At 66.4% G+C, this 20,014-nt stretch carries 21 protein-coding genes; 12 read left to right on the top strand and 9 right to left on the bottom strand.

Annotated features, from left to right (window positions below):
* Positions 1 to 16: 16 nt before the first annotated feature.
* Together WS87_RS14450 and xerD are read left to right on the top strand one after the other, a co-directional pair.
* Positions 17 to 484, top strand: a complete 468-nt coding sequence (locus WS87_RS14450) for a methylated-DNA--[protein]-cysteine S-methyltransferase (protein ID WP_059820419.1) — start codon at positions 17 to 19, stop codon at positions 482 to 484.
* Positions 484 to 1,452 carry a site-specific tyrosine recombinase XerD gene (gene xerD, locus WS87_RS14445; protein ID WP_059820310.1) on the top strand — a complete coding sequence of 323 codons (969 nt, stop codon included), beginning with the start codon at positions 484 to 486 and terminating at the stop codon, positions 1,450 to 1,452. Before WS87_RS14450 ends, xerD begins: the two co-directional genes overlap by 1 nt.
* Before the next feature lie 37 nt (positions 1,453 to 1,489).
* Here the strand turns inward: xerD and WS87_RS14440 are convergent, their stop codons facing one another.
* Complete coding sequence (locus tag WS87_RS14440) at positions 1,490 to 3,052, bottom strand: class I adenylate-forming enzyme family protein (RefSeq protein ID WP_059820309.1); 1,563 nt, start codon at positions 3,050 to 3,052, stop codon at positions 1,490 to 1,492.
* A 279-nt stretch (positions 3,053 to 3,331) separates the two neighbouring features.
* On the opposite strand from WS87_RS14440, the gene ybaK reads away from it, so the two are divergent.
* Both ybaK and plsY read left to right on the top strand, forming a co-directional pair.
* Positions 3,332 to 3,823 carry a Cys-tRNA(Pro) deacylase gene (ybaK, locus tag WS87_RS14435; protein WP_059820308.1) on the top strand — a complete coding sequence of 164 codons (492 nt, stop codon included), beginning with the start codon at positions 3,332 to 3,334 and terminating at the stop codon, positions 3,821 to 3,823.
* Between the two features lie 182 nt (positions 3,824 to 4,005).
* Complete coding sequence (gene plsY, locus WS87_RS14430) at positions 4,006 to 4,644, top strand: glycerol-3-phosphate 1-O-acyltransferase PlsY (protein WP_059690575.1); 639 nt, start codon at positions 4,006 to 4,008, stop codon at positions 4,642 to 4,644.
* Positions 4,645 to 4,738: 94 nt separating this feature from the next.
* On the opposite strand, the gene WS87_RS14425 is transcribed toward plsY, so the two are convergent.
* On the bottom strand, positions 4,739 to 5,224 hold the full coding sequence (locus tag WS87_RS14425) for a YajQ family cyclic di-GMP-binding protein (protein ID WP_006762345.1): 486 nt from the start codon (positions 5,222 to 5,224) through the stop codon (positions 4,739 to 4,741).
* Between the two features lie 136 nt (positions 5,225 to 5,360).
* Between WS87_RS14425 and murB the strand changes: the two genes are divergently transcribed.
* Entirely contained in the window at positions 5,361 to 6,410 is a 1,050-nt protein-coding gene (gene murB, locus WS87_RS14420; protein ID WP_059820307.1) for a UDP-N-acetylmuramate dehydrogenase, read from the top strand.
* 120 nt (positions 6,411 to 6,530) lie between these two features.
* Here the strand turns inward: murB and argF are convergent, their stop codons facing one another.
* Positions 6,531 to 7,460, bottom strand: coding sequence for an ornithine carbamoyltransferase (argF, locus tag WS87_RS14415; RefSeq protein WP_059820306.1), 930 nt, complete (start codon positions 7,458 to 7,460; stop codon positions 6,531 to 6,533).
* 413 nt (positions 7,461 to 7,873) lie between these two features.
* Between argF and WS87_RS14405 the strand changes: the two genes are divergently transcribed.
* Positions 7,874 to 8,194, top strand: a complete 321-nt coding sequence (locus WS87_RS14405; protein ID WP_006762342.1) for a DUF3579 domain-containing protein — start codon at positions 7,874 to 7,876, stop codon at positions 8,192 to 8,194.
* A 146-nt stretch (positions 8,195 to 8,340) separates the two neighbouring features.
* On the opposite strand, the gene rpsT is transcribed toward WS87_RS14405, so the two are convergent.
* Complete coding sequence (gene rpsT / locus WS87_RS14400) at positions 8,341 to 8,613, bottom strand: 30S ribosomal protein S20 (protein ID WP_006482211.1); 273 nt, start codon at positions 8,611 to 8,613, stop codon at positions 8,341 to 8,343.
* A gap of 304 nt (positions 8,614 to 8,917) precedes the next feature.
* Between rpsT and murJ the strand changes: the two genes are divergently transcribed.
* The gene (gene murJ / locus WS87_RS14395) at positions 8,918 to 10,468 is read left to right on the top strand and encodes a murein biosynthesis integral membrane protein MurJ (protein ID WP_059527801.1); all 1,551 of its coding nucleotides are present in this window, start codon (positions 8,918 to 8,920) and stop codon (positions 10,466 to 10,468) included.
* Positions 10,469 to 10,476: 8 nt separating this feature from the next.
* Entirely contained in the window at positions 10,477 to 11,319 is an 843-nt protein-coding gene (locus WS87_RS14390) for a SirB1 family protein (RefSeq protein WP_059528320.1), read from the top strand.
* A 78-nt stretch (positions 11,320 to 11,397) separates the two neighbouring features.
* Here WS87_RS14390 and WS87_RS14385 read toward each other — a convergent pair whose 3' ends face one another.
* From WS87_RS14385 to lpxK, 5 genes are all read right to left on the bottom strand, one after another.
* Positions 11,398 to 12,156 carry an SDR family NAD(P)-dependent oxidoreductase gene (locus WS87_RS14385; RefSeq protein WP_059820305.1) on the bottom strand — a complete coding sequence of 253 codons (759 nt, stop codon included), beginning with the start codon at positions 12,154 to 12,156 and terminating at the stop codon, positions 11,398 to 11,400.
* A 213-nt stretch (positions 12,157 to 12,369) separates the two neighbouring features.
* Positions 12,370 to 13,032: an adenylate kinase gene (gene adk, locus WS87_RS14380; protein WP_059607999.1), complete on the bottom strand. Its 663-nt coding sequence runs from the start codon at positions 13,030 to 13,032 to the stop codon at positions 12,370 to 12,372.
* Between the two features lie 208 nt (positions 13,033 to 13,240).
* Positions 13,241 to 14,032: a 3-deoxy-manno-octulosonate cytidylyltransferase gene (kdsB, locus tag WS87_RS14375; protein ID WP_059527793.1), complete on the bottom strand. Its 792-nt coding sequence runs from the start codon at positions 14,030 to 14,032 to the stop codon at positions 13,241 to 13,243.
* 114 nt (positions 14,033 to 14,146) lie between these two features.
* The gene (locus WS87_RS14370) at positions 14,147 to 14,350 is read right to left on the bottom strand and encodes a Trm112 family protein (protein WP_006750935.1); all 204 of its coding nucleotides are present in this window, start codon (positions 14,348 to 14,350) and stop codon (positions 14,147 to 14,149) included.
* Positions 14,331 to 15,359, bottom strand: coding sequence for a tetraacyldisaccharide 4'-kinase (gene lpxK, locus WS87_RS14365; RefSeq protein ID WP_059820304.1), 1,029 nt, complete (start codon positions 15,357 to 15,359; stop codon positions 14,331 to 14,333). Before lpxK ends, WS87_RS14370 begins: the two co-directional genes overlap by 20 nt.
* Positions 15,360 to 15,808: 449 nt before the next feature.
* On the opposite strand from lpxK, the gene xseA reads away from it, so the two are divergent.
* From xseA to WS87_RS33645, 4 genes are all read left to right on the top strand, one after another.
* On the top strand, positions 15,809 to 17,191 hold the full coding sequence (xseA, locus tag WS87_RS14360) for an exodeoxyribonuclease VII large subunit (RefSeq protein WP_059690570.1): 1,383 nt from the start codon (positions 15,809 to 15,811) through the stop codon (positions 17,189 to 17,191).
* Between the two features lie 246 nt (positions 17,192 to 17,437).
* Positions 17,438 to 18,016, top strand: coding sequence for a superoxide dismutase [Fe] (sodB, locus tag WS87_RS14355; RefSeq protein WP_059820303.1), 579 nt, complete (start codon positions 17,438 to 17,440; stop codon positions 18,014 to 18,016).
* Positions 18,017 to 18,304: 288 nt separating this feature from the next.
* Complete coding sequence (locus WS87_RS14350) at positions 18,305 to 19,621, top strand: metallophosphoesterase (protein ID WP_082750732.1); 1,317 nt, start codon at positions 18,305 to 18,307, stop codon at positions 19,619 to 19,621.
* A gap of 19 nt (positions 19,622 to 19,640) precedes the next feature.
* Complete coding sequence (locus tag WS87_RS33645; protein ID WP_159085688.1) at positions 19,641 to 20,009, top strand: GTPase-associated system all-helical protein GASH; 369 nt, start codon at positions 19,641 to 19,643, stop codon at positions 20,007 to 20,009.
* The last annotated feature ends 5 nt before the right edge of the window (positions 20,010 to 20,014 follow it).

Genomic DNA, 20,014 nt, shown 5'->3' with positions numbered 1-20,014 from the left:
CGGTGAGGAGAAGCTCATGTTCAACGCAGTCATCGACGCACCGTTCGGCAAGGTCGGCATTCGCACCGATGCCGCGGTGGTGCGCGAGATCGTCTATCTGCCCGAGTCGGTCAAATCGGTCGATCCGGACTCGCCGCTCGCGCAGCGCGCGGTCAAGCAGATCGAACGTTATTTCGAGCGCGCGTCGGCGCGTTTCGACCTGCCGCTCGCCGACGTCGGCAGTGCTTTCCAGCATCGTGTGTGGAACGTGATCAGCGACATTCCGCCGGGCACGGTGCTGACCTACGGGCAGGTCGCGAAGCGGATCGGCAGCGCGCCGCGCGCGGTCGGCCAGGCATGCGGCGCGAACTATTTCCCGCTCGTGATTCCGTGCCATCGCGTCGTGGCGGCAGGCGGCCTCGGCGGCTTCGCGAACCACGACGACAATGGCTATTACCAGAAAGTGAAGCGCTGGCTGCTGGCGCACGAAGGCGTGCCGTACTGATGAGTGAACCCTTGCTTTCCCCCGATCCCGACCCCGCGCCCGACGCCAATGGCGACGAGGCCGCGGCATCGCCCGCGCTGCTCGCGAGCCGCGCGTCGATCGACGTGTTCTGCGACGCGCTGTGGCTCGAACACGGGCTCGCGCGCAACACGCTCGATGCGTACCGGCGCGATCTGATGCTGTTTTCGCACTGGCTGGCCGCGACGCACGACGCGTCGCTCGACTCGGTCGACGAAGCGATGGTGACCGGCTACATCGCCGCGCGCAGCGACGGCAAGGCGACGTCGTCGAACCGGCGGTTGTCGGTGTTCCGTCGCTATTACGGCTGGGCCGTACGCGAGCATCGCGCGAGCGCGGACCCGACGCTGCGGATCACGTCGGCGAAACAGGCCGCGCGGTTTCCGTCGACGCTGTCCGAGGCGCAGGTCGAAGCGCTGCTCGGCGCGCCCGACGTCGGCACGCCGCTCGGCCTGCGCGATCGCACGATGCTGGAGCTGATGTACGCGAGCGGGCTGCGCGTGAGCGAACTCGTCACGCTGAAGACCGTCGAGGTCGGGCTCAACGAGGGCGTCGTGCGGGTGATGGGCAAGGGCTCGAAGGAACGGCTCGTGCCGTTCGGCGAAGTCGCGCACGGCTGGATCGAGCGCTACCTGCGCGACGCGCGGCCCGCGCTGCTCGGCGCGCGCGCGGCCGACGCGCTGTTCGTGACCGGACGCGGCGACGGGATGACGCGCCAGCAGTTCTGGAACATCATCAAGCGCCATGCGCAGCAGGCCGACGTGCGCGCGCACCTGTCGCCGCATACGCTGCGGCACGCATTCGCGACGCATCTGCTGAACCACGGCGCCGACCTGCGCGTCGTGCAGTTGCTGCTCGGCCACAGCGACATCTCGACCACGCAGATCTACACGCACGTCGCGCGCGAGCGGCTGAAGACGCTGCACGCGCAACACCACCCGCGCGGCTAGCGCGGGCCACACGCGGGATGCAGCCCGCGCCCGCGCGTCACGCGAGTTCGCGCAGTTTGTGCTTCAGCACCTTGCCCGTCGATGCGGCGGGCAGCGCATCGAGCACGCGGATGCGCGCGGGGCGCTTGTAAGGCGCGAGCCGTTCCGCGCACCACGCCTGCAGCGCGGCCTCGGTCGCGGTCGCGCCCGGCACCAGCTCGACGAATGCGAGCACTTCCTCGTTGCCCTCGACCGCGCGGCCGACGACGGCCGCCTGCACGACGTCCGGGTGCGCGTTCAGCACCTGTTCGACTTCGACCGGATACACGTTGAAGCCCGAGCGGATGATCAACTCCTTGCTGCGGCCCGCGATCGTCACCGAGCCGTCGGCTTCCTGGCGCGCGAGATCGCCGGTGCTCAGCCAGCCGTCGGGCGACACGGCCGCGCGCGTGGCATCCGCGTTGCGGTAGTAGCCGAGCATCACGTTCGGCCCGCGCACGCGGATTTCACCCACTTCGCCGTGCGGCACGTCGGCGCCGTCCGGCGCGACGATCCGCATCTCGACGCCCGGGATCGGCATGCCGACCGAGCAGTCGGCACGCGGCGCGTCGAGCGGCGTCTGCGTGATCGTGGGGCTGCTCTCGGTCATTCCGTAGCCGTTGTGCAGCGGCACGCCGTACACACGCTCGACGCGCGCCTTCAGGTCGGCGTCGAGCGGCGAGCCGCCCGAATACGCGAAACGCAGCCGCGGCGCGCGCCACGCGTGCGCGTGCGTATGCAGGTGTTCGAGCAGCTTCGCGTGCATCGCGGGCACGCCCTGGAAGATCGTCACGCCTTCGTCGGCAAGTGCAACGCGCACGGCCTCCGGCGAGAAGCGCGGCGCGAGCCGCAGCGTCGCGCCCGCGTACAGGCTGCCGAGGCAGACCGACGCAAGCCCGTACACGTGCGACACGGGCAGCACCGTGTAGACGAGGTCGTCCGGCGACACGCGGCGCAGCGCGCTCGACGTCGCCGCGATGAACAGCAGGTTGCGGTGCGACAGCATCACGCCTTTCGGCGAACCCGTCGTGCCGGTCGTGTAGATCAGCGCCGCGCATTGCGCGGCGCCATCGGCCGCCACCGGTTCGTCGGGCGCGCTCGGGTCGACGCGGTACGACCACGCGCCGATGTCGACCGGCAGCGCGTCGGCCGGCGCCGCGTCGTGGCGCGCCGCGTGTGCGCGCGCATCGGGCGATGCCTCCGTCGCGAATGTGATCAGCTTCGGCCGCGCATGCGCGGCGATCGCATCGAGTTCGCCGGCCGACAGCCGCGCGTTCGACACGAGCGCCCATGCGTCGACGCGCGCCGCCGCGAACAGCAGCACGATCTGCGCGATGCTGTTTTCCGCGACGATCATCACGCGATCGCCGCCGTGCACGCCGAGGCGCGCGAGCCGCTCGGCGGCTGCATCGACCGCTCGCGACAGCTCGCCGTACGACAGGCGGCGCGCGTCCTCGATCAGCGCCGGATGCGCAGGCGCTTGCGCAGCCCAGCGGGCGGGCACGTCGGCGATGCGCGCGGGCAAGGCGGCGAGCAACGCCGGGACGTCGAGCGGCGCGGATGAACGGACAGGCGAGGACATGGCGTCTCCAGAAGAAGGGCCGGGCGGCGGCGCGGCAAGTTTTGCGAACGATCGTGCCATGACGGCGGGCGCGCCACAATCGGCCAATCGGGCAATAGCACTTCGCGATGTGCGCAATGATGATGGACGGGCGCGCCGCGGCGACGGGGGCTCGCCCGGCGCACCGGTGCAAAAGGGCCGCGAGTATACCGCCGGTGCGCGGCCTGCCGCCCCGAACACAGGACGGTGCGGTCGTGTGTCGGCGCCCGCCCGGCGGTCGTTCGCCATTAAAATGCCGCCATGAGCAAATCCAGACACGTGTCCGAGACACCCGCGACCCAGCTGCTGCGCCGCCACGGCGTCGCCTTCGGCGAGCATCCGTACGATTACGTCGAGCATGGCGGCACCGGCGAGTCGGCGCGCCAGCTGGGCGTCGACGAACACAGCGTCGTGAAGACCCTCGTGATGGAGGACGAGCACGCGAAGCCGCTGATCGTGCTGATGCACGGCAATCGCACGGTGTCGACCAAGAACCTCGCGCGGCAGATCGGCGCGAAGCGTGTCGAGCCGTGCAAGCCCGATGTCGCGAACCGCCATTCCGGCTATCTGGTCGGCGGCACGTCGCCGTTCGGCACGCGCAAGACGATGCCCGTGTACGTCGAGTCGACCATCCTCGAATTGCCGACGATCTACCTGAACGGCGGCCGCCGCGGCTATCTCGTCAGCCTCGCGCCGGCGGTGCTCACGACGCTGCTCGGCGCGACGCCCGTGCAGTGCGCGAGCGTCGACTGAGGGTTTCACCTTCGTGGCAGGCCGTGCTCGTTCGGTAGAATGAGCGCCGTTTCGGCCGGTCGGCTCGTACGGCCGGCCGCCACGGCCTGCCGGCGGTTCGCCGCGACGGCGCCCGCCGCAACCGGCCGGCATGCCGTGCCCGGCCGCCCCTTCACCGATACGTTGAAAGAAGAGTTCTCCGCATGCAGATCCTGCTCGCCGCACTTGTTGCCTACCTGATCGGTTCGGTGTCGTTCGCCGTCGTCGTCAGCGCCGCGATGGGCCTGGCCGATCCCCGTTCGTACGGGTCGAAGAATCCCGGCGCGACCAATGTGCTGCGCAGCGGCAACAAGAAGGCCGCGATCCTGACGCTCGTCGGCGATGCGTTCAAGGGCTGGCTCGCCGTCTGGCTCGCGCGGCACTTCGGGCTGTCCGACGTCGCCGTCGCGTGGGTCGCGATCGCCGTGTTCATCGGCCACCTGTATCCGGTGTTCTTCCGCTTTCAGGGCGGTAAGGGCGTCGCGACCGCGGCCGGCGTGCTGCTCGCCGTGCATCCGGTGCTCGGCCTGGCGACCGCGCTGACCTGGTTGATCGTCGCGTTCTTCTTCCGCTATTCGTCGCTCGCGGCGCTGGTGGCGGCCGTGTTCGCACCGGTGTTCGACGTGTTCCTGTTCGGCACAGGGCACAACCCGGTCGCGTGGGCTGTGCTCGCGATGAGCGTGCTGCTCGTGTGGCGCCACCGCGGCAACATCTCGAAGCTGCTGGCGGGGCAGGAAAGCCGGATCGGCGACAAGAAGAAAGCTGCGTCCGACGGCGGCGCGCAGGACGGCGGGAAGGTCTGAGGAAGGGGATGACTGCTGCCGCCCGCCGGGGCGCCCTGCGTGCGGGGCCCGGCGGCGCGGCGTGATCGGTCGACTGCGCGGTCGACGGCGTCGATCAGTCGCGGAAGTTGTTGAAGTCGAGCGGGGTGTCGGTCACGTCCTTGCGCAGCATCGCGATCACGCTCTGCAGGTCGTCGCGCTTCGTGCCGGCCACGCGCACCGCGTCGCCCTGGATGCTCGCCTGCACCTTGATCTTGCTGTCTTTCACGAGCCTGACGATCTTCTTTGCGAGGTCGCCCGTCACGCCCTTCTTCACGGTGACGATCTGCTTGACCTTGTCGCCGCCGATCTTCTCGACCTTGCCGTAGTCGAGGAAGCGCACGTCGACGTTGCGCTTCGCGAGCTTGTTGATCAGCACGTCCTTGACCTGGCCGAGCTTGAAATCGTCGTCGGCGAACAGCGTCAGCTCGCGCTCCTTCTGCTCGACGCGCGCGTCGGAGCCCTTGAAGTCGAAGCGCGTCGAAATTTCCTTGTTCGACTGCTCGATGGCGTTCTTCACTTCGATCATGTTCGCTTCGGAAACGACGTCGAACGATGGCATGGCATTCTCCCTTGAGATGCGGGCGCCCGGCTCGCGCGCGGGCACTCGCTATAATTGCGGACTGTTTGCCATTTTACCGATGCCCCTCCGTTTGCCCAAGGCCGGCCGTGAGCCCGCTCGGCGGACGTGACCGCGAATGCCGATGCCTCCTGACGATTCCGCCCTGTCGCTGCTCCCTGACCATCCGCTTGCCGCGCACAATACGTTCGGCATTGCCGCGAAGGCGCGCTTTGCCGCGCGCATCACGCAGGCGGCGCAGTTCGAGGCGCTGCACCGCGACCCGCGCGTCGCGTCGCTGCCGCGGCTCGTGCTCGGCGGCGGCAGCAACGTCGTGTTCACGCGCGATTTCGACGGCGTCGTGCTGCTCGACGAGATCGCCGGCCGCCGCGTCGTGCGCGAGGACGACGACGCATGGTACGTCGAGGCCGGCGGCGGCGAGATCTGGCACGCGTTCGTTACGTGGACGCTCGAGCACGGGATGCCTGGCCTCGAGAACCTTGCGCTGATTCCGGGCACCGTCGGCGCCGCGCCGATCCAGAACATCGGCGCGTACGGCCTCGAGATGAAGACGTATTTCGACTCGCTGGTCGCCGTCGAGCTCGCGACGGGGCGCAGCGAGCGCTTCGACGCCGCGCGCTGCGCGTTCGGCTATCGCGACAGCTTCTTCAAGCGGGAAGGGCGCGGCCGCTTCGCAATCGTCGCGGTGACGTTCCGGCTGCCCAAGCGCTGGACGCCGCGGCTCGGCTACGCCGATGTCACGCGCGAGCTCGATGCGCGCGGCATCGCGCCGGACGCGGCAACGCCGCGCGACGTGTTCGACGCGGTCGTCGCGATCCGCCGCGCGAAGCTGCCCGATCCGCTCGTGCTCGGCAACGCGGGCAGTTTCTTCAAGAATCCGGTGATTGACGCCGCGCAGTTCGACGCGCTGCGCGCGCGCGTGCCCGAAGTCGTGTCGTATCCGCAGCCGGACGGGCACGTGAAGCTCGCGGCCGGCTGGCTGATCGACCGCTGCGGCTGGAAGGGGCGCGCGCTCGGCGCGGCGGCCGTGCACGACCGGCAGGCGCTCGTGCTGGTGAATCGCGGCGGCGCGACGGGCGCCGAGGTCCTCGCGCTGGCGCGCGCTATCCAGGACGACGTGCGCGAGCGATTCGGCGTCGAGCTCGAACCCGAGCCGGTGTGCCTGTAACGCGGCGCTTCGTACCGCGCATTTCATTCGCTTTCGCCCCGTGCAAACAAAAAGCGCCGATCGTCGATCGGCGCATTTTTTCGCATGCCGGCCGATGCCGGCGGGCCGCGGGTGCTGCGATCAGTGCTTGAGGCGGCCGAGCAGCAGGAACTCCATCAGCGCCTTCTGCACGTGCAGGCGGTTTTCCGCCTCGTCCCACACGACGCTCTGCGGGCCGTCGATCACGCCGGCCGTCACTTCCTCGCCGCGGTGCGCGGGCAGGCAGTGCATGAAGAGCGCGTCCGCGTTTGCGTGGCCCATCATTTCCTCGTCGACGCACCAGTCGGCAAATGCCTGCTTGCGCGCTTCGTTCTCGGCTTCGAAACCCATGCTCGTCCACACGTCGGTCGTCACGAGATCGGCGCCCTTGCACGCTTCGTTCGGATCGTCGAACACCTCGTAGAACGGCGCGCTGTCCGGCGACACGAGCTTCATGTCGAGCGCATAGCCCGGCGGCGTCGACAGGCGCAGCTTGAAGCCGAGGATCTGCGCGGCTTCGATCCACGTGTAAAGCATGTTGTTCGCATCGCCGACCCAAGCGACCGTCTTGCCGGCGATCGGGCCTCGGTGCTCGTAGTACGTGAAGATGTCGGCGAGCACCTGGCACGGGTGGTAGTCGTTGGTCAGGCCGTTGATCACCGGCACGCGGGAGTTTTCCGCGAAGCGCGTGATCACGTCCTGCTCGAACGTGCGGATCATGATGATGTCGACCATCCGCGAGATGACCTGCGCGGAATCCTCGACCGGCTCGCCGCGGCCGAGCTGCGTGTCGCGCGTGCTCATGAACACCGCGTGGCCGCCGAGCTGGAAGATGCCGGCTTCGAACGACAGGCGCGTGCGCGTCGAGCTCTTCTCGAAGATCATCGCGAGCGTGCGGTCGTGGAGCGGGTGATAGGTCTCGTAGTTCTTGAACTTGCGCTTCAGGATACCCGTGCGTTCGAGCACGTACTCGTAGTCTTCCAGCGAGAAATCCTTGAACTGCAGGTAGTGACGAATGGTTTTGGCGGTCATGAAACGAGATACGGCGGGTCTGAACCGGCAGTGGGGCCGGACGGCGCCGCCGTCGGGTGTGGATAACTCAAAGCAGCATAAAGGATTTTCTGTGCTTTGACGAGCCGCACCGAAATCCGGGGCGGGATCGACGCGCGCACGGGAGGATGCCGGAAGAGGGGCCGCGAGACGACGCGCGATGTCGCGCTGCGGTATAATCCAAAAGTTTTCTCCAGCCCGGCAGGCAAGGCTCTTCGCGCTCTGCCGGACACAAGCCATGCGCTGCACAAATCCGGTGCGGCGCGCCGGCGGCACGCAGCGACGTCCTGTTTTCGGGATATCGGAGCGCATGTGTCGCCGTCCACTCCAGCTTTGTGTTCGCGTATCCAGGCGCCGTCGCCTGGACATCGCCGGGCCGTCACTTGGGTAACCACATGGCTGAAACCCCTCCGACCGAATTCTTCATCCAGGGCATCACGAAAGACGGGAAAAAGTTTCGCCCGAGCGACTGGTCGGAGCGTCTGGCTGGCGTGATGGCCTGTTTCGGGCCGGGTGCGAGCGGGCCGAACGCGCGCCTGAAATATTCGCTGTACGTGCGCCCGACGATGCTCGGCGACCTGAAATGCGTGATCCTCGATTCCCGGCTGCGCGACATCGAGCCAATGGCGTTCGATTTCGTGCTGAACTTCGCGAAGGACAACAACCTCGTCGTCACCGAGGCGTGCGAGTTGCCGGACTACAACGAGAAGAAGTGAGTTGGGCGGGCGAGGGAGCATCCCGCGCCCGCGTCTGACGGTCGCCCGGCGCCATGCGCGGGCGACGCACGACAAAAAGCCCGCCTAGGCGGGCTTTTTTGCGATCGCAGGAAACAGGAACGCCCGCGAGAGCGGGCGCACCGGATTTACGCTGCTGCCTGCAGACCCTTGACGGCTGCGGCGAGGCGGCTCTTGCTGCGAGCGGCCTTGTTCTTGTGAACGATCTTCTTGTCGGCGATCGTGTCGATCGTCTTCACGGCAGCCTTGAACAGCTCGGCAGCCTTTGCCTGGTCGCCGGCTTCAACAGCCTTGCGAACCGACTTGATCGCGGTACGGAATTTCGAGCGCAGCGCCGAGTTGTGCGAATTTGCCTTCGCGGCTTGGCGGGCGCGCTTGCGTGCTTGTGCGGAGTTAGCCATGACGGTTCCTTATCCTGTCCTGTTTCCAGAGCTTGGAGCCTGACGGCCAAGCGCTGCTTTTCGATCCGTCCCCTGAGAACGATTGCCCAGGGGCGCATAAAAAACGGTGATTTTAACCGAGGCCGAGACATGAAAACGACAGGCGCCGTGCATGTAACAGGCTCAGAAACCGGCGATTATAGCAACAAAATCAAGCGCGTGGCAAGGTCAACGTGACGTCGGTCGGACGGGGGCGCCGGCGACGTGGGCCCTTTTCGGCATCCGTCCGTGCCGGGACACGCAACGTCCGTATAATAAGCGCCCCATGAATCTATTCCGAGCCCTGCTGACGGTCAGCGGCTTCACGCTGCTGTCGCGCGTGACCGGACTGGCCCGCGAGACGCTGATCGCCCGTGCGTTCGGCGCCAGTCAATACACCGACGCGTTCTACGTCGCTTTCCGCATCCCGAACCTGCTGCGCCGCCTGTCCGCCGAAGGCGCGTTCTCGCAGGCGTTCGTGCCGATCCTGGCCGAGTTCAAGAACCAGCAGGGGCACGATGCGACCAAGGCGCTCGTCGACGCGATGTCGACCGTGCTCGCCTGGGCGCTCGCCGTGCTGTCGGTCCTCGGGATCGCCGGTGCGTCGTGGGTCGTGTTCGCGGTCGCGTCCGGCCTGCATACCGACGGGCAGGCGTTCCCGCTCGCGGTCACGATGACGCGGATCATGTTCCCGTACATCGTGTTCATCTCGCTGACGACACTCGCGTCCGGCGTGCTGAATACCTACAAGAGCTTCTCGCTGCCGGCGTTCGCGCCGGTGCTGCTCAACGTCGCGTTCATCGCCGCGGCCGTGTTCGTCGCGCCGCACCTGAAGGTGCCGGTCTACGCGCTCGCATGGGCCGTCATCGTCGGCGGCGTGCTGCAGTTCATCGTGCAACTGCCGGGGCTGAAGAAGATCGACATGGTGCCGCTGATCGGCCTCAACCCGGTGCGCGCGCTGCGTCATCCCGGCGTGAAGCGCGTGCTCGCGAAGATGGTGCCCGCGACGTTCGCGGTGTCGGTCGCGCAACTGTCGTTGATCATCAACACCAACATCGCGTCGCGGCTCGGGCAGGGCGCCGTGTCGTGGATCAACTACGCCGACCGCCTGATGGAATTCCCGACCGCGCTGCTCGGCGTCGCGCTCGGCACGATCCTGCTGCCGAGCCTGTCGAAGGCGCACGTCGACGCCGATTCGCACGAGTATTCGGCACTGCTCGACTGGGGGCTGCGCGTCACGTTCCTGCTCGCGGCGCCGAGCGCGCTCGCGCTGTTCTTCTTCGCGACGCCGCTCACCGCGACGCTGTTCAACTACGGCAAGTTCGACGCGCATACGGTCACGATGGTCGCGCGCGCGCTCGCGACCTACGGGATCGGCCTTGTCGGCATCATCCTGATCAAGATCCTCGCGCCGGGCTTCTACGCGAAGCAGGACATCAAGACGCCCGTGAAGATCGCGATCGGCGTGCTGATCGTCACGCAGATCTCGAACTACGTGTTCGTGCCGCTGATCGGCCATGCGGGCCTCACGCTGAGCATCGGCGTCGGCGCATGCCTGAACTCGCTGCTGCTGTTCCTCGGGCTGCGCAAGCGCGGCATCTACCAGCCGTCGCCGGGCTGGCTGCGCTTCTTCATGCAACTGATCGGCGCGGCGCTCGTGCTCGCGGGCCTGATGCACTGGTGCGCGATCAGCTTCGACTGGACCGGCATGCGCGCGCAGCCGCTCGATCGCATCGCGCTGATGGCGGCGTGCCTGGTGCTGTTCGCTGCACTATATTTCGGTATGTTGTGGGTGATGGGCTTCAAATACGCTTACTTCAGAAGGCGCGCCAAGTGACGACCGCAATGACCCGCGTCCTCGACTACTTCAGCACGCTCGTGGCGGACGACGACAGTCTGCCCGTCACGGAAACCGCGCTGTCGCTCGCACAGGACGCGTATCCCGACCTCGACCTGCAGGGCACGCTGGCCGAAATCGACATGCTGGCCGCGCGGCTGCGCCGCCGGCTCGCCGACGATGCGGACCTGAAGGACCGCGTCGCCGCGCTGAACGAGTTCTTCTTCCGCGAACTCGGCTTCGCGTGCAATCACAACGATTACTACGACCCCGATAACAGCCACCTGAACGCGGTGCTGAAGCGGCGGCGCGGGATTCCGATCTCGCTGTCGGTGCTGTACCTGGAGCTCGCCGAGCAGATCGGCGTGCCGGCGCGCGGCGTGTCGTTTCCCGGCCACTTCCTGCTGCGCGTGACGCTGCCGGACGGCGACCTGATCATCGATCCGACCAACGGTCATTCGCTGTCCGAAGCCGAGATGGTCGAGATGCTCGAGCCGTACGTCGCGCGCGCGGCGGGCGCGGTCGACAGCGCGTTGCGCGCGCTGCTGCAGCCGGCCACGAGCCGCGAGATCATCGCGCGGATGCTGCGCAACCTGAAGACGATCTACCTGCAGACGGAACGCTGGCAGCGGCTGCTTGCCGTGCAGCAGCGGCTCGTGATCCTGCTGCCGGAACAGCTCGACGAGGTGCGCGACCGCGGCTTCGCCTATGCGCGGCTCGACTATCTGCGCCCGGCGCTCGAGGATCTCGAGCAGTATCTCGGCGAGCGGCCCGATGCGGACGACGCGACCGTCGTCGAATCGCAGGTGACCGAGTTGCGGCAGCGGATGCAGCGCGACGACGAGGACTGAGCCGTCGCGGTAGCGCCGAAACGCCGAACGTGAAAACGCCCGCATCGCGGGCGTTTTTCATTAGTAATTGCGTGGCCCTTACTTCGGCTGCATCCGGATCGCGCCGTCGAGGCGGATTACTTCGCCGTTGAGCATCGGGTTTTCGACGATATGGCGCACCAGCATCGCGTATTCGTCCGGTTTGCCGAGCCGCGGCGGGAACGGCACCATCGCGCCGAGCGCGTCCTGCACGTCCTTCGGCATGCCAAGCAGCATCGGCGTCTCGAACAGCCCGGGCGCGATCGTCATCACGCGGATGCCGCTGCGCGACAGGTCGCGTGCGATCGGCAGCGTCATGCCCGCGAGGCCGGCCTTCGATGCCGCGTACGCGGCCTGGCCGATCTGTCCGTCGTAGGCCGCGACCGATGCGGTGCTGACGATCACGCCGCGCTCGCCGCCGTCGTTCGGCGCGGTCGCAGTCATCGCAGCGGCCGCGAGCCGGATCATGTTGAAGGTGCCGACCAGGTTCACGTTGATCGTTTTCGCGAATACGTCGAGCGGATGCGCGCCGTCCTTGCCGACGGTTTTCGCGGCGGGCGCGATGCCCGCGCAGTTCACGAGGCCGCGCAGCGTGCCCGCGCGCGTCGCGGCGTCGACGGCCGCTTGCGCATCGGCCTCGCTCGACACGTCGCAGCGCACGAACAGGCCGCCCAGCTCGGTCGCGAGCGCCGTGCCGGCCGCCTCGTTCAGGTCGGCGAGCACGACCTTGCCGCCGGCCTGCGCGAGCATGCGGGCCGTTCCGGCGCCGAGGCCCGATGCGCCGCCCGTGATCAGAAAGACGTTGCCGCGAATCTCCATCACTGTCTCCTTGGTTTTGGGTCCGATGCCGGTCGATCGGAGGAAAGGCCGGTGCGCCGATCCACACGGCGCACGCGTTCGATCGATTGTACGGGGCGCCGTCGCGCGCCGGCCAGTGCGGCACGGTCGTGCGAACCCAGGTCAGACGAAACGGCTGCAGCAGACGAAAAAAAAGCCGCCCGGAAGGGCGGCTCGCGGTGCACGACGCTGTGCTTACTTCAGTGCGTCGAACGCACGCTCGCGGATTTCGTCGACGCTGCCGAGGCCCGAGATCTTGCGATACTGCGGGGCCTTCAGGCCATTTTCCTCGCCGCGCTGCGCCCAGTCGCCGTAGTACTTGATCAGCGGCTTGGTCTGCGCTTCGTACACTTCGAGACGCTTCTTGACGGTTTCTTCCTTGTCGTCGTCGCGCTGGATCAGCGGTTCGCCCGTCACGTCGTCCACGCCCTCGACCTTCGGCGGATTGAACTTGACGTGGTACGTGCGACCCGACGCCGGGTGCGTGCGGCGGCCGCTCATGCGCTCGACGATTTCCGAGAACGGGACGTCGATTTCGAGCACGTAATCGATCGCGACGCCGGCTTCCTTCATCGCGTCAGCCTGCGCGATCGTGCGAGGGAAGCCATCGAACAGATAGCCGTTCGCACAATCGGCTTCCTTCAGGCGCTCCTTCACGAGACCGATGATCAGGTCGTCCGTCACGAGCTTGCCTTCGTCCATGAAACGCTTCGCCTCGATGCCGAGCGGCGTGCCGGCCTTGACGGCCGCGCGCAGCATGTCGCCCGTCGAGATTTGCGGGATGCCGAACTTTTCCTTGATGAAGTTTGCCTGGGTGCCCTTTCCCGCGCCGGGCGCGCCCAACAGGATCAAACGCATGGTGATATCTCCAGTATGTAGATTCGTGTGGCGAGACGCAAAAGTGTCGGCGACAGCGTGCGCGGGGCTTGCCTTGCGCGCGGCGGACCGGTCTGATGCGGCGCGTCGGCGAAAAGCGACGCGCGGCTGCCGGGGCGGGCCGTGGCGGGGTCAAGCGAGGACGCGCGGGTCGCGGACGGCTCGCACAATCGCCTGATTATGCCACGGGTTATTTTGAACCCGGCCGAAAAAGGGCCTGCACGCGTGCGAGATCGGCCGGCGTGTCGATGCCGGCTTCGGGCGCATGCTCGGTGATCAGCACCGCGATGCGCTCGCCGTGCCACATCGCGCGCAGCTGTTCGAGCTGCTCGGCCTGCTCGATCGGCGCCTGCGCGAGCGACGGATAGGTGCGCAGAAAACGCGCGCGATACGCGTAGAGGCCGATGTGACGATGGACCGGAAAGGCCGGTGCCGGCATGGCCGCAACGTCGGGCCAGTGCGGCTGGTACGCATCGCGGCTCCACGGAATCGGCGCGCGCGAGAAGTACATCGCGACGTTGCGCGCGTCGAGCGCGACCTTCACGATGTTCGGGTTGAACACGTCGGCGGCGGCGTGGATCGGGTGCGCCGCGGTCGCGATCGCGCAGTCCGGATGCGCGGCGAGGTGCGACGCTACGTCGCGCACGAGCGCCGGGTCGATCAGTGGTTCGTCGCCCTGCACGTTGACGACGACGGTGTCGTCGCTCCACCCGAACGTCGCGGCGACTTCCGCGAGCCGGTCGGTGCCCGACGGATGGTCGGCGCGTGTCAGCACCGCTTCGAAACCGTGCTCGCGGGCCGCGTCGAGGACGCTCTGCGCGTCGGACGCGACGAGCACCTGCTGCGCGCCCGCTTCGCGCGCACGCTCGGCGACGCGGACGACCATCGGCTTGCCGCCGAGATCGGCGAGCGGCTTGTTCGGCAGACGCGTCGACGCGAGCCGGGCAGGAATAACGGCGATGAAGGGCTGCGGATGAGTCATCGGGGCTGGGCGGTGAGAAGAGCGGGGCGGGCGGCGCGTCGAAGGCAGGCCGCCCGGGGCAGGGGCACGCGGCCGCGGCGAACCGCGGCCAGGTGCCGGTGCAGCGGTGCGGCGTCAGCTGCCGGCCGGGCCGGCGGGGTCGACCGGCGTGCCTTCGACGGTCTGGCGTGCTTCGTCGACGAGCATCACGGGGATGCCGTCGCGGATCGGGTAGGCAAGCTTGTCCGCGTTGCAGATCAGCTCTTGCGCGGCGCGGTCATAGTGGAGCGGGCCTTTGCAGATAGGGCACACAAGGATTTCAAGCAGGCGAGCGTCCACGGAGTTTCTCCACAACGAGGGCAATGAGGCGAGGATCGAGCGCGGCTTCGACGGGGACGACCCACAGCCGAGCGTCGCGCCAGGAAGCGCCCAATTTTACTGCATCCTTCTCGGTGATCAGGATCGCATCGACCGCGTCGTCGACGAACGGATTGTCGGCGAACGCGTAGTGGTCGGGCAGCGCGCGCGTCGCCGGTGCGAGGCCGGCCGCGCGCAGCGTCGCGAAGAAGCGTTCCGGCGCGCCGATGCCGGCCGCGGCGAGCACGCGCTCGTTCGCGAATTGCGACAGCGGGCGGCGCAGCGCCGGCTGATCGAGGTGCCACGCGGCGCCCGGCGTGAGCGCGAGCGCATAGGTGTCGGGCCACGGCGGCAGCGCGCCGCTGTACGGATCGTTGACGAGCGTCGCGTCGCGGTGGCGCGACAGCGGCTCGCGCAGCGGCCCGGCCGGCAGCAGGAAGCCGTTGCCGCCGAGCCGGTGGTCGAACACGACGAGCTCGACCGTGCGGGCGAGACGGTAGTGCTGGAGGCCGTCGTCGCTGACGATCACGTCGACGTCCGGGTGCGCGGCGCGCAGCGCCTGCGCGGCCGCGACGCGGTCGGGGCACACCCACACCGGCGCGCCGGTGCGGCGCGCGATCAGCAGCGGCTCGTCGCCGGCCGCGCTCGCGCGCGATGCGGGCGTGACCGCGGTGGGTGTCTTCACGTTCGCGCCGTAGCCGCGCGACACGATGCCCGGCGTGAACCCGGCCGCGCGCAACGCGTCGACGAGCGCGATCACGGTCGGCGTCTTGCCGGTGCCGCCGACGGTCACGTTGCCGACCACGACGACGGGCACGCCGACGTCGACCGGTTGCTTCCAGCCCTGCGCGTAGGCCGTGCGGCGCAGCGCCGCGCACAGGCCGAACACGCACGCGAACGGCGTGAGCGCCCAGGCGAGGGCGCCGCGTCGCTGCCATTCGCGCGTGAGGCGTGCTTCGAGCCGCGCGAGCGGGCCGCCGGGCGCGCTCATCGGGCCGGATGCGGCGCGTCGTGCACCGCGGCGTGGGACGGATTCATCAAGACGGATTCTCCGTTGGGCGGCGCATGCCGCAAGGTCTTCGGAAGGCGGCACTCTAGCGCGCCGCACGCGGGCGCGGCAAGCGCGGCCGGGCGACGCATCCGATGGGGGCAGATCTGAGCGGGTTGTGGATAACTCTGTGAAAAACTCCCCGCCCGTTCGCGTCAAACGCCCGCCGGATGGACTTCGAATCGGCGTCGAACAAAACTGTAAGGTTTAAAAATATATAAAAATCAACGTGTTACGCGGAATTGTCTGGTTTTTTCACGGTTTTCAAGCGTTTTTGGCGGACGATTGCCAGAGTGTGGACACCTTCCGCGTGTTGCAGTGCGCGCGGCCGGCGCTGGACGCCGCGCGCGTGTCGGACTATCGTGTCGCCGCCAGCATTCATCCGACCGCCCATGCTTTCCGACTCTCCTTTTTCCGCTCCCGGCGCCACGCGCGGCGGCGACGAAGTGATTCCCGTTTCGGCGCTCAATCGCGCGATTTCGACGATGCTCGAGCGCTCGTTTCCGCTGCTGTGGATTTCGGGTGAAGTGTCGAATTTCACGCGTGCCGCGAGCGGCCACTGGTATTTCTCGATCAAGGACCAGCAGGCGCAGATGCGCTGCGTGATGTTCCGCGGTCGCGCGCAGTACGCGGAATTCACGCCGCGCGAAGGTGACCGGATCGAGGTGCGCGCGGTCGTCACGATGTACGAGCCGCGCGGCGAAGTGCAGCTCAACGTCGAGGCCGTGCGGCGCACGGGCCAAGGGCGTCTGTACGAGGCGTTCCTGCGGCTGAAGGCGCAGCTCGAGGCCGAGGGGCTGTTCGCTGCCGAGCGCAAGCGGCCGCTGCCTGCGCATCCGCGCGCGATCGGCATCGTCACGTCGCTGCAGGCCGCCGCGCTGCGTGACGTGCTGACCACGCTCGCGCGCCGCGCGCCGCACATTCCGGTGATCGTCTATCCGGCGCCCGTGCAGGGTGCCGGTTCCGCGGAAAAGCTCGTCGCGGCCGTGCAGACCGCGAATGCGCGGCGCGAGGTCGACGTGCTGCTCGTCTGTCGCGGCGGCGGGTCGATCGAGGATCTGTGGTCGTTCAACGACGAAGCGCTCGCACGAGCGATCGCGGCGAGCGAACTGCCGGTCGTCAGCGGCGTCGGCCACGAAACCGATTTCACGATCGCGGACTTCGCGGCCGACCTGCGCGCGCCGACGCCGACCGGCGCGGCCGAGCTCGCGAGTCCGCAGCGCGCGTTGCTGTTGCGCGAGGTTGCCGACCGTCAGCGCGCGCTTGCGCGCAGCCTGGAACGCGGGCTCGAGCAGCGTGCGCAGCAGCTCGACTGGCTCGCGCGCCGGCTCGTCAGCCCGGCCGAACGGCTGCAGCGGCAACGCACGCACGTCGAACAGCTGGCGGTGCGGCTCGCGTCGGCGGCGTCGCGGCCGGTGCGCGACGCGCGTGCGCGTTTCGCGCTCGCGCAATTGCGCTGGCAGCGCGCGCGGCCCGACCCGGCGCAGGCGCGTCAGGCGCTCGCCGGGCTGTCTCAACGTCTCGCGGTGGCGCTGCAGCGCCGTCACGAGCGCGATACCGCGCGCGTGTCGGCCTGCGCGGCGCGGCTCGAGGTGCTGAGCCCGCAGCGCACGCTCGAGCGCGGCTATGCGGCGCTGATCGACACGCAGACCGGCCGCGCGGTGCGCGCGCCGAGCGCGTTGAAGCCGCAGCGCCGACTCACCGTGCATCTTGCCGAAGGCTCGGCCGACGTGTCGCTCGCCGACGTGCAGCCGCGGCTGACCGACACGATGTGACGACGACGACGACGGCGTAAGCGAAACGAAGGTCGCGCGCCCGGCGGTCCGGATATACCGGACGCCGGACGCGGGAACGGATGCTGCGCATCGTCGTCTCGTCCTGCCGGATGAAGCGCCAGCGGCGATTTTCTGCATACCGCGGATAAATGCCCGTGAGTTTGCGGGGATATTCGGACTCGCCTACAATCGGACGCTCGGCAGCATTCAACACAGCCTCCCTACATACTCAACGAAGGAATCGCCATGGCTCATACGCTCCCGCCGCTCCCGTACGCTGAAGACGCACTCGCGCCGACCATCTCGAAAGAGACGATCGAGTACCACTACGGCAAGCATCACCAGGCATATGTGACGAACCTGAACAATCTGATCCCGGGCACGGAATTCGAAAACCTGTCGCTGGAAGAGATCGTGAAGAAGTCGTCGGGCGGCATCTTCAACAACGCCGCGCAAATCTGGAACCACACGTTCTTCTGGAACAGCCTGTCGCCGAACGGCGGCGGCGCACCGTCGGGCGCGCTGGGCGACGCGATCAACGCGAAGTGGGGTTCGTACGACGCATTCAAGGAAGCGTTCACGAAGGCCGCGGTCGGCACGTTCGGTTCGGGCTGGGCATGGCTCGTGAAGAAGGCCGACGGTTCGCTCGACATCGTGTCGACGAGCAACGCCGCCACGCCGCTGACGACGGCCGACAAGCCGCTGCTGACGATCGACGTGTGGGAACACGCGTACTACATCGACTACCGCAACGCACGTCCGAAGTTCGTCGAAGCGTTCTGGAACATCGTGAACTGGGACTTCGCAGTGAAGAACTTCGCGTAAGTCCGGGCTGTTCCGTCACAATAAAGTTTGGAAACGGCAACAAAGTTTGGAAAGTTAGCGGGGTGACCGGCAACAAACCTTGGAAACCGTAATCGATCTGAAAGCCCTCGTCACGAGGGCTTTTTTTTGCCCAGATTTCGACCCGGTGCGTGCGGGATGGCGAAGAATCAGACGATGGTCGAGGGCGTTGTCATGGATTGGGTGCTATTCAAACATCCGTAACGGATAATAGAATTTTTGCCATCGCAGTTTGCACCTGTGCGATAAAACAGTCACTACGGGGAAAACATGGGCGTCTCGTATATCCATCTGTCAGATATCCATTTCGGCCAAGAAAAAGGCGGCACCCTTGTAGTCCATGATGACGTGAAGGCACGACTTGTGGACGATGTGCGCGTGATGGTACGAGGCCTTCCCGAACAACGTGCGAACGGCATCATCATTTCCGGCGACATCGCGTATGCGGGGCGAGCAGAGGAGTATAGGAAAGCGGCAGATTGGCTCGACCAGCTGGCAGCTGCTGCTGGGTGCCCAATTGTCGCTATTCAAACGGTGCCGGGAAATCATGACGTCGACCGTACCAAAGTCACACATCTGATTCGCAAAGCGCTGGAAGATATTGCAGCGAACGGTGAGCCTGTACTCGACGAGGTGCTAAAAACGTCTGACGATCGCGAATTGTTTTACTCCCGGTTTGAGGGATACCGTCCCTTCGCCGAAGGCTATGGATGTCCGCTGGATTTCGCAGGAGGCAACGCTGGCGCTCGTACAGTCGAGATAGCGCCGAACAGGATTCTCCGCTTCATTGGCTTGAACACAGCTTTGCTCTGCGGCGGACTGAAAGAGGAATATGGGAAACTTCTCCTTGGGGCGCGCCAGCGTGTCGTGCCGATAGCCGCAGGTGAGGAGGTTGTGCTCATTGCTCATCATCCTCTTGGCTGGCTGCAGGATTCTGACGATGCGGCCAGATATATCCGCAATCGCGCTCGCGTACTCATTACGGGGCACGAACACAACCCATCCGCTCGAGTGGAGAAAGTTCGTGACGGTTGTGACGTCATGATGCTCGCGGCAGGCGCAGCCGTTCCTCCACATGCTGACGACGGGTATACCTACACTTACAATATTCTGCAATTTGCTTGGGATGCTACCAACGATCGTTTGCAGGTGACCGTTACACCGCGTTCTTGGTCAGACGACGATAAGGAGTTTCGTGCAGATGGAAGCCGATTGGGTGATGAGCATTGTGTGTACAGCCTTGGCTGCCCGAATTTCAGAGAAGCGCCCCACCCACAAGTTCGGTCTGAGCAACACAACCCCGTAGGAGGTCCTGTTGCCGACGACCGGTTGCTGCCGGATGAAGTGGGGAGCACCGAAGGAGTTCCTGTCGTGAGCGACCAATTCGCCATGCTTCGGCTACAGTTCTTCCGGGATCTTATTCCGGCAAGGCGTATTGAAGTGCTGGTAAAACTGGGGGCGTTGCCAGCAGATTGGACCGAGGCTCTAACACACCCTATCGAGGCACAGGTACTTGAGGAGCTGCGTGACAGCGGTCGGCTGGATGATCTCAAGCGCGTGATTGACGAAGTACAACAGAAGAAATAACAGACGAGTGAGACTAAACATGTTCGACACAGCGACATATGTCCGAATCTTTGATCCCAATCCCTCCGACGACTTGGTCACCAAGCGCGACGAGGCAATCGAGTCACTTGCCAAGAAATTTACTGAAAATAATAATCTCGATGCACTTCTTGATATCGGTAACGCGCTAGCTGTTGGTGTTGGCAGCGGCGTAATGCCACAGCCAATCTCAGTGGTTGTTGAGGCAGTTATCAAGGAGTCCAGTCCATCCTTTATTTACGAAGGGAACGAACTCCAGGCGCTCGTCTGTGCACTGTTGGCCGTTGGGCGCGCGATAGACAGAAGCGATGCTGGAGCTAGTTGGTTTACGATAAGAGACGGTTTCAAAATGGCCCCTTGGGGCTGTTAACTTTC

The sequence above is a fragment of the Burkholderia sp. MSMB0856 genome, assembly GCF_001524645.2.
GTDB classification, from domain to species: Bacteria; Pseudomonadota; Gammaproteobacteria; order Burkholderiales; family Burkholderiaceae; genus Burkholderia; species Burkholderia diffusa.
This window is presented reverse-complemented; position numbering and strand designations above follow the sequence as displayed.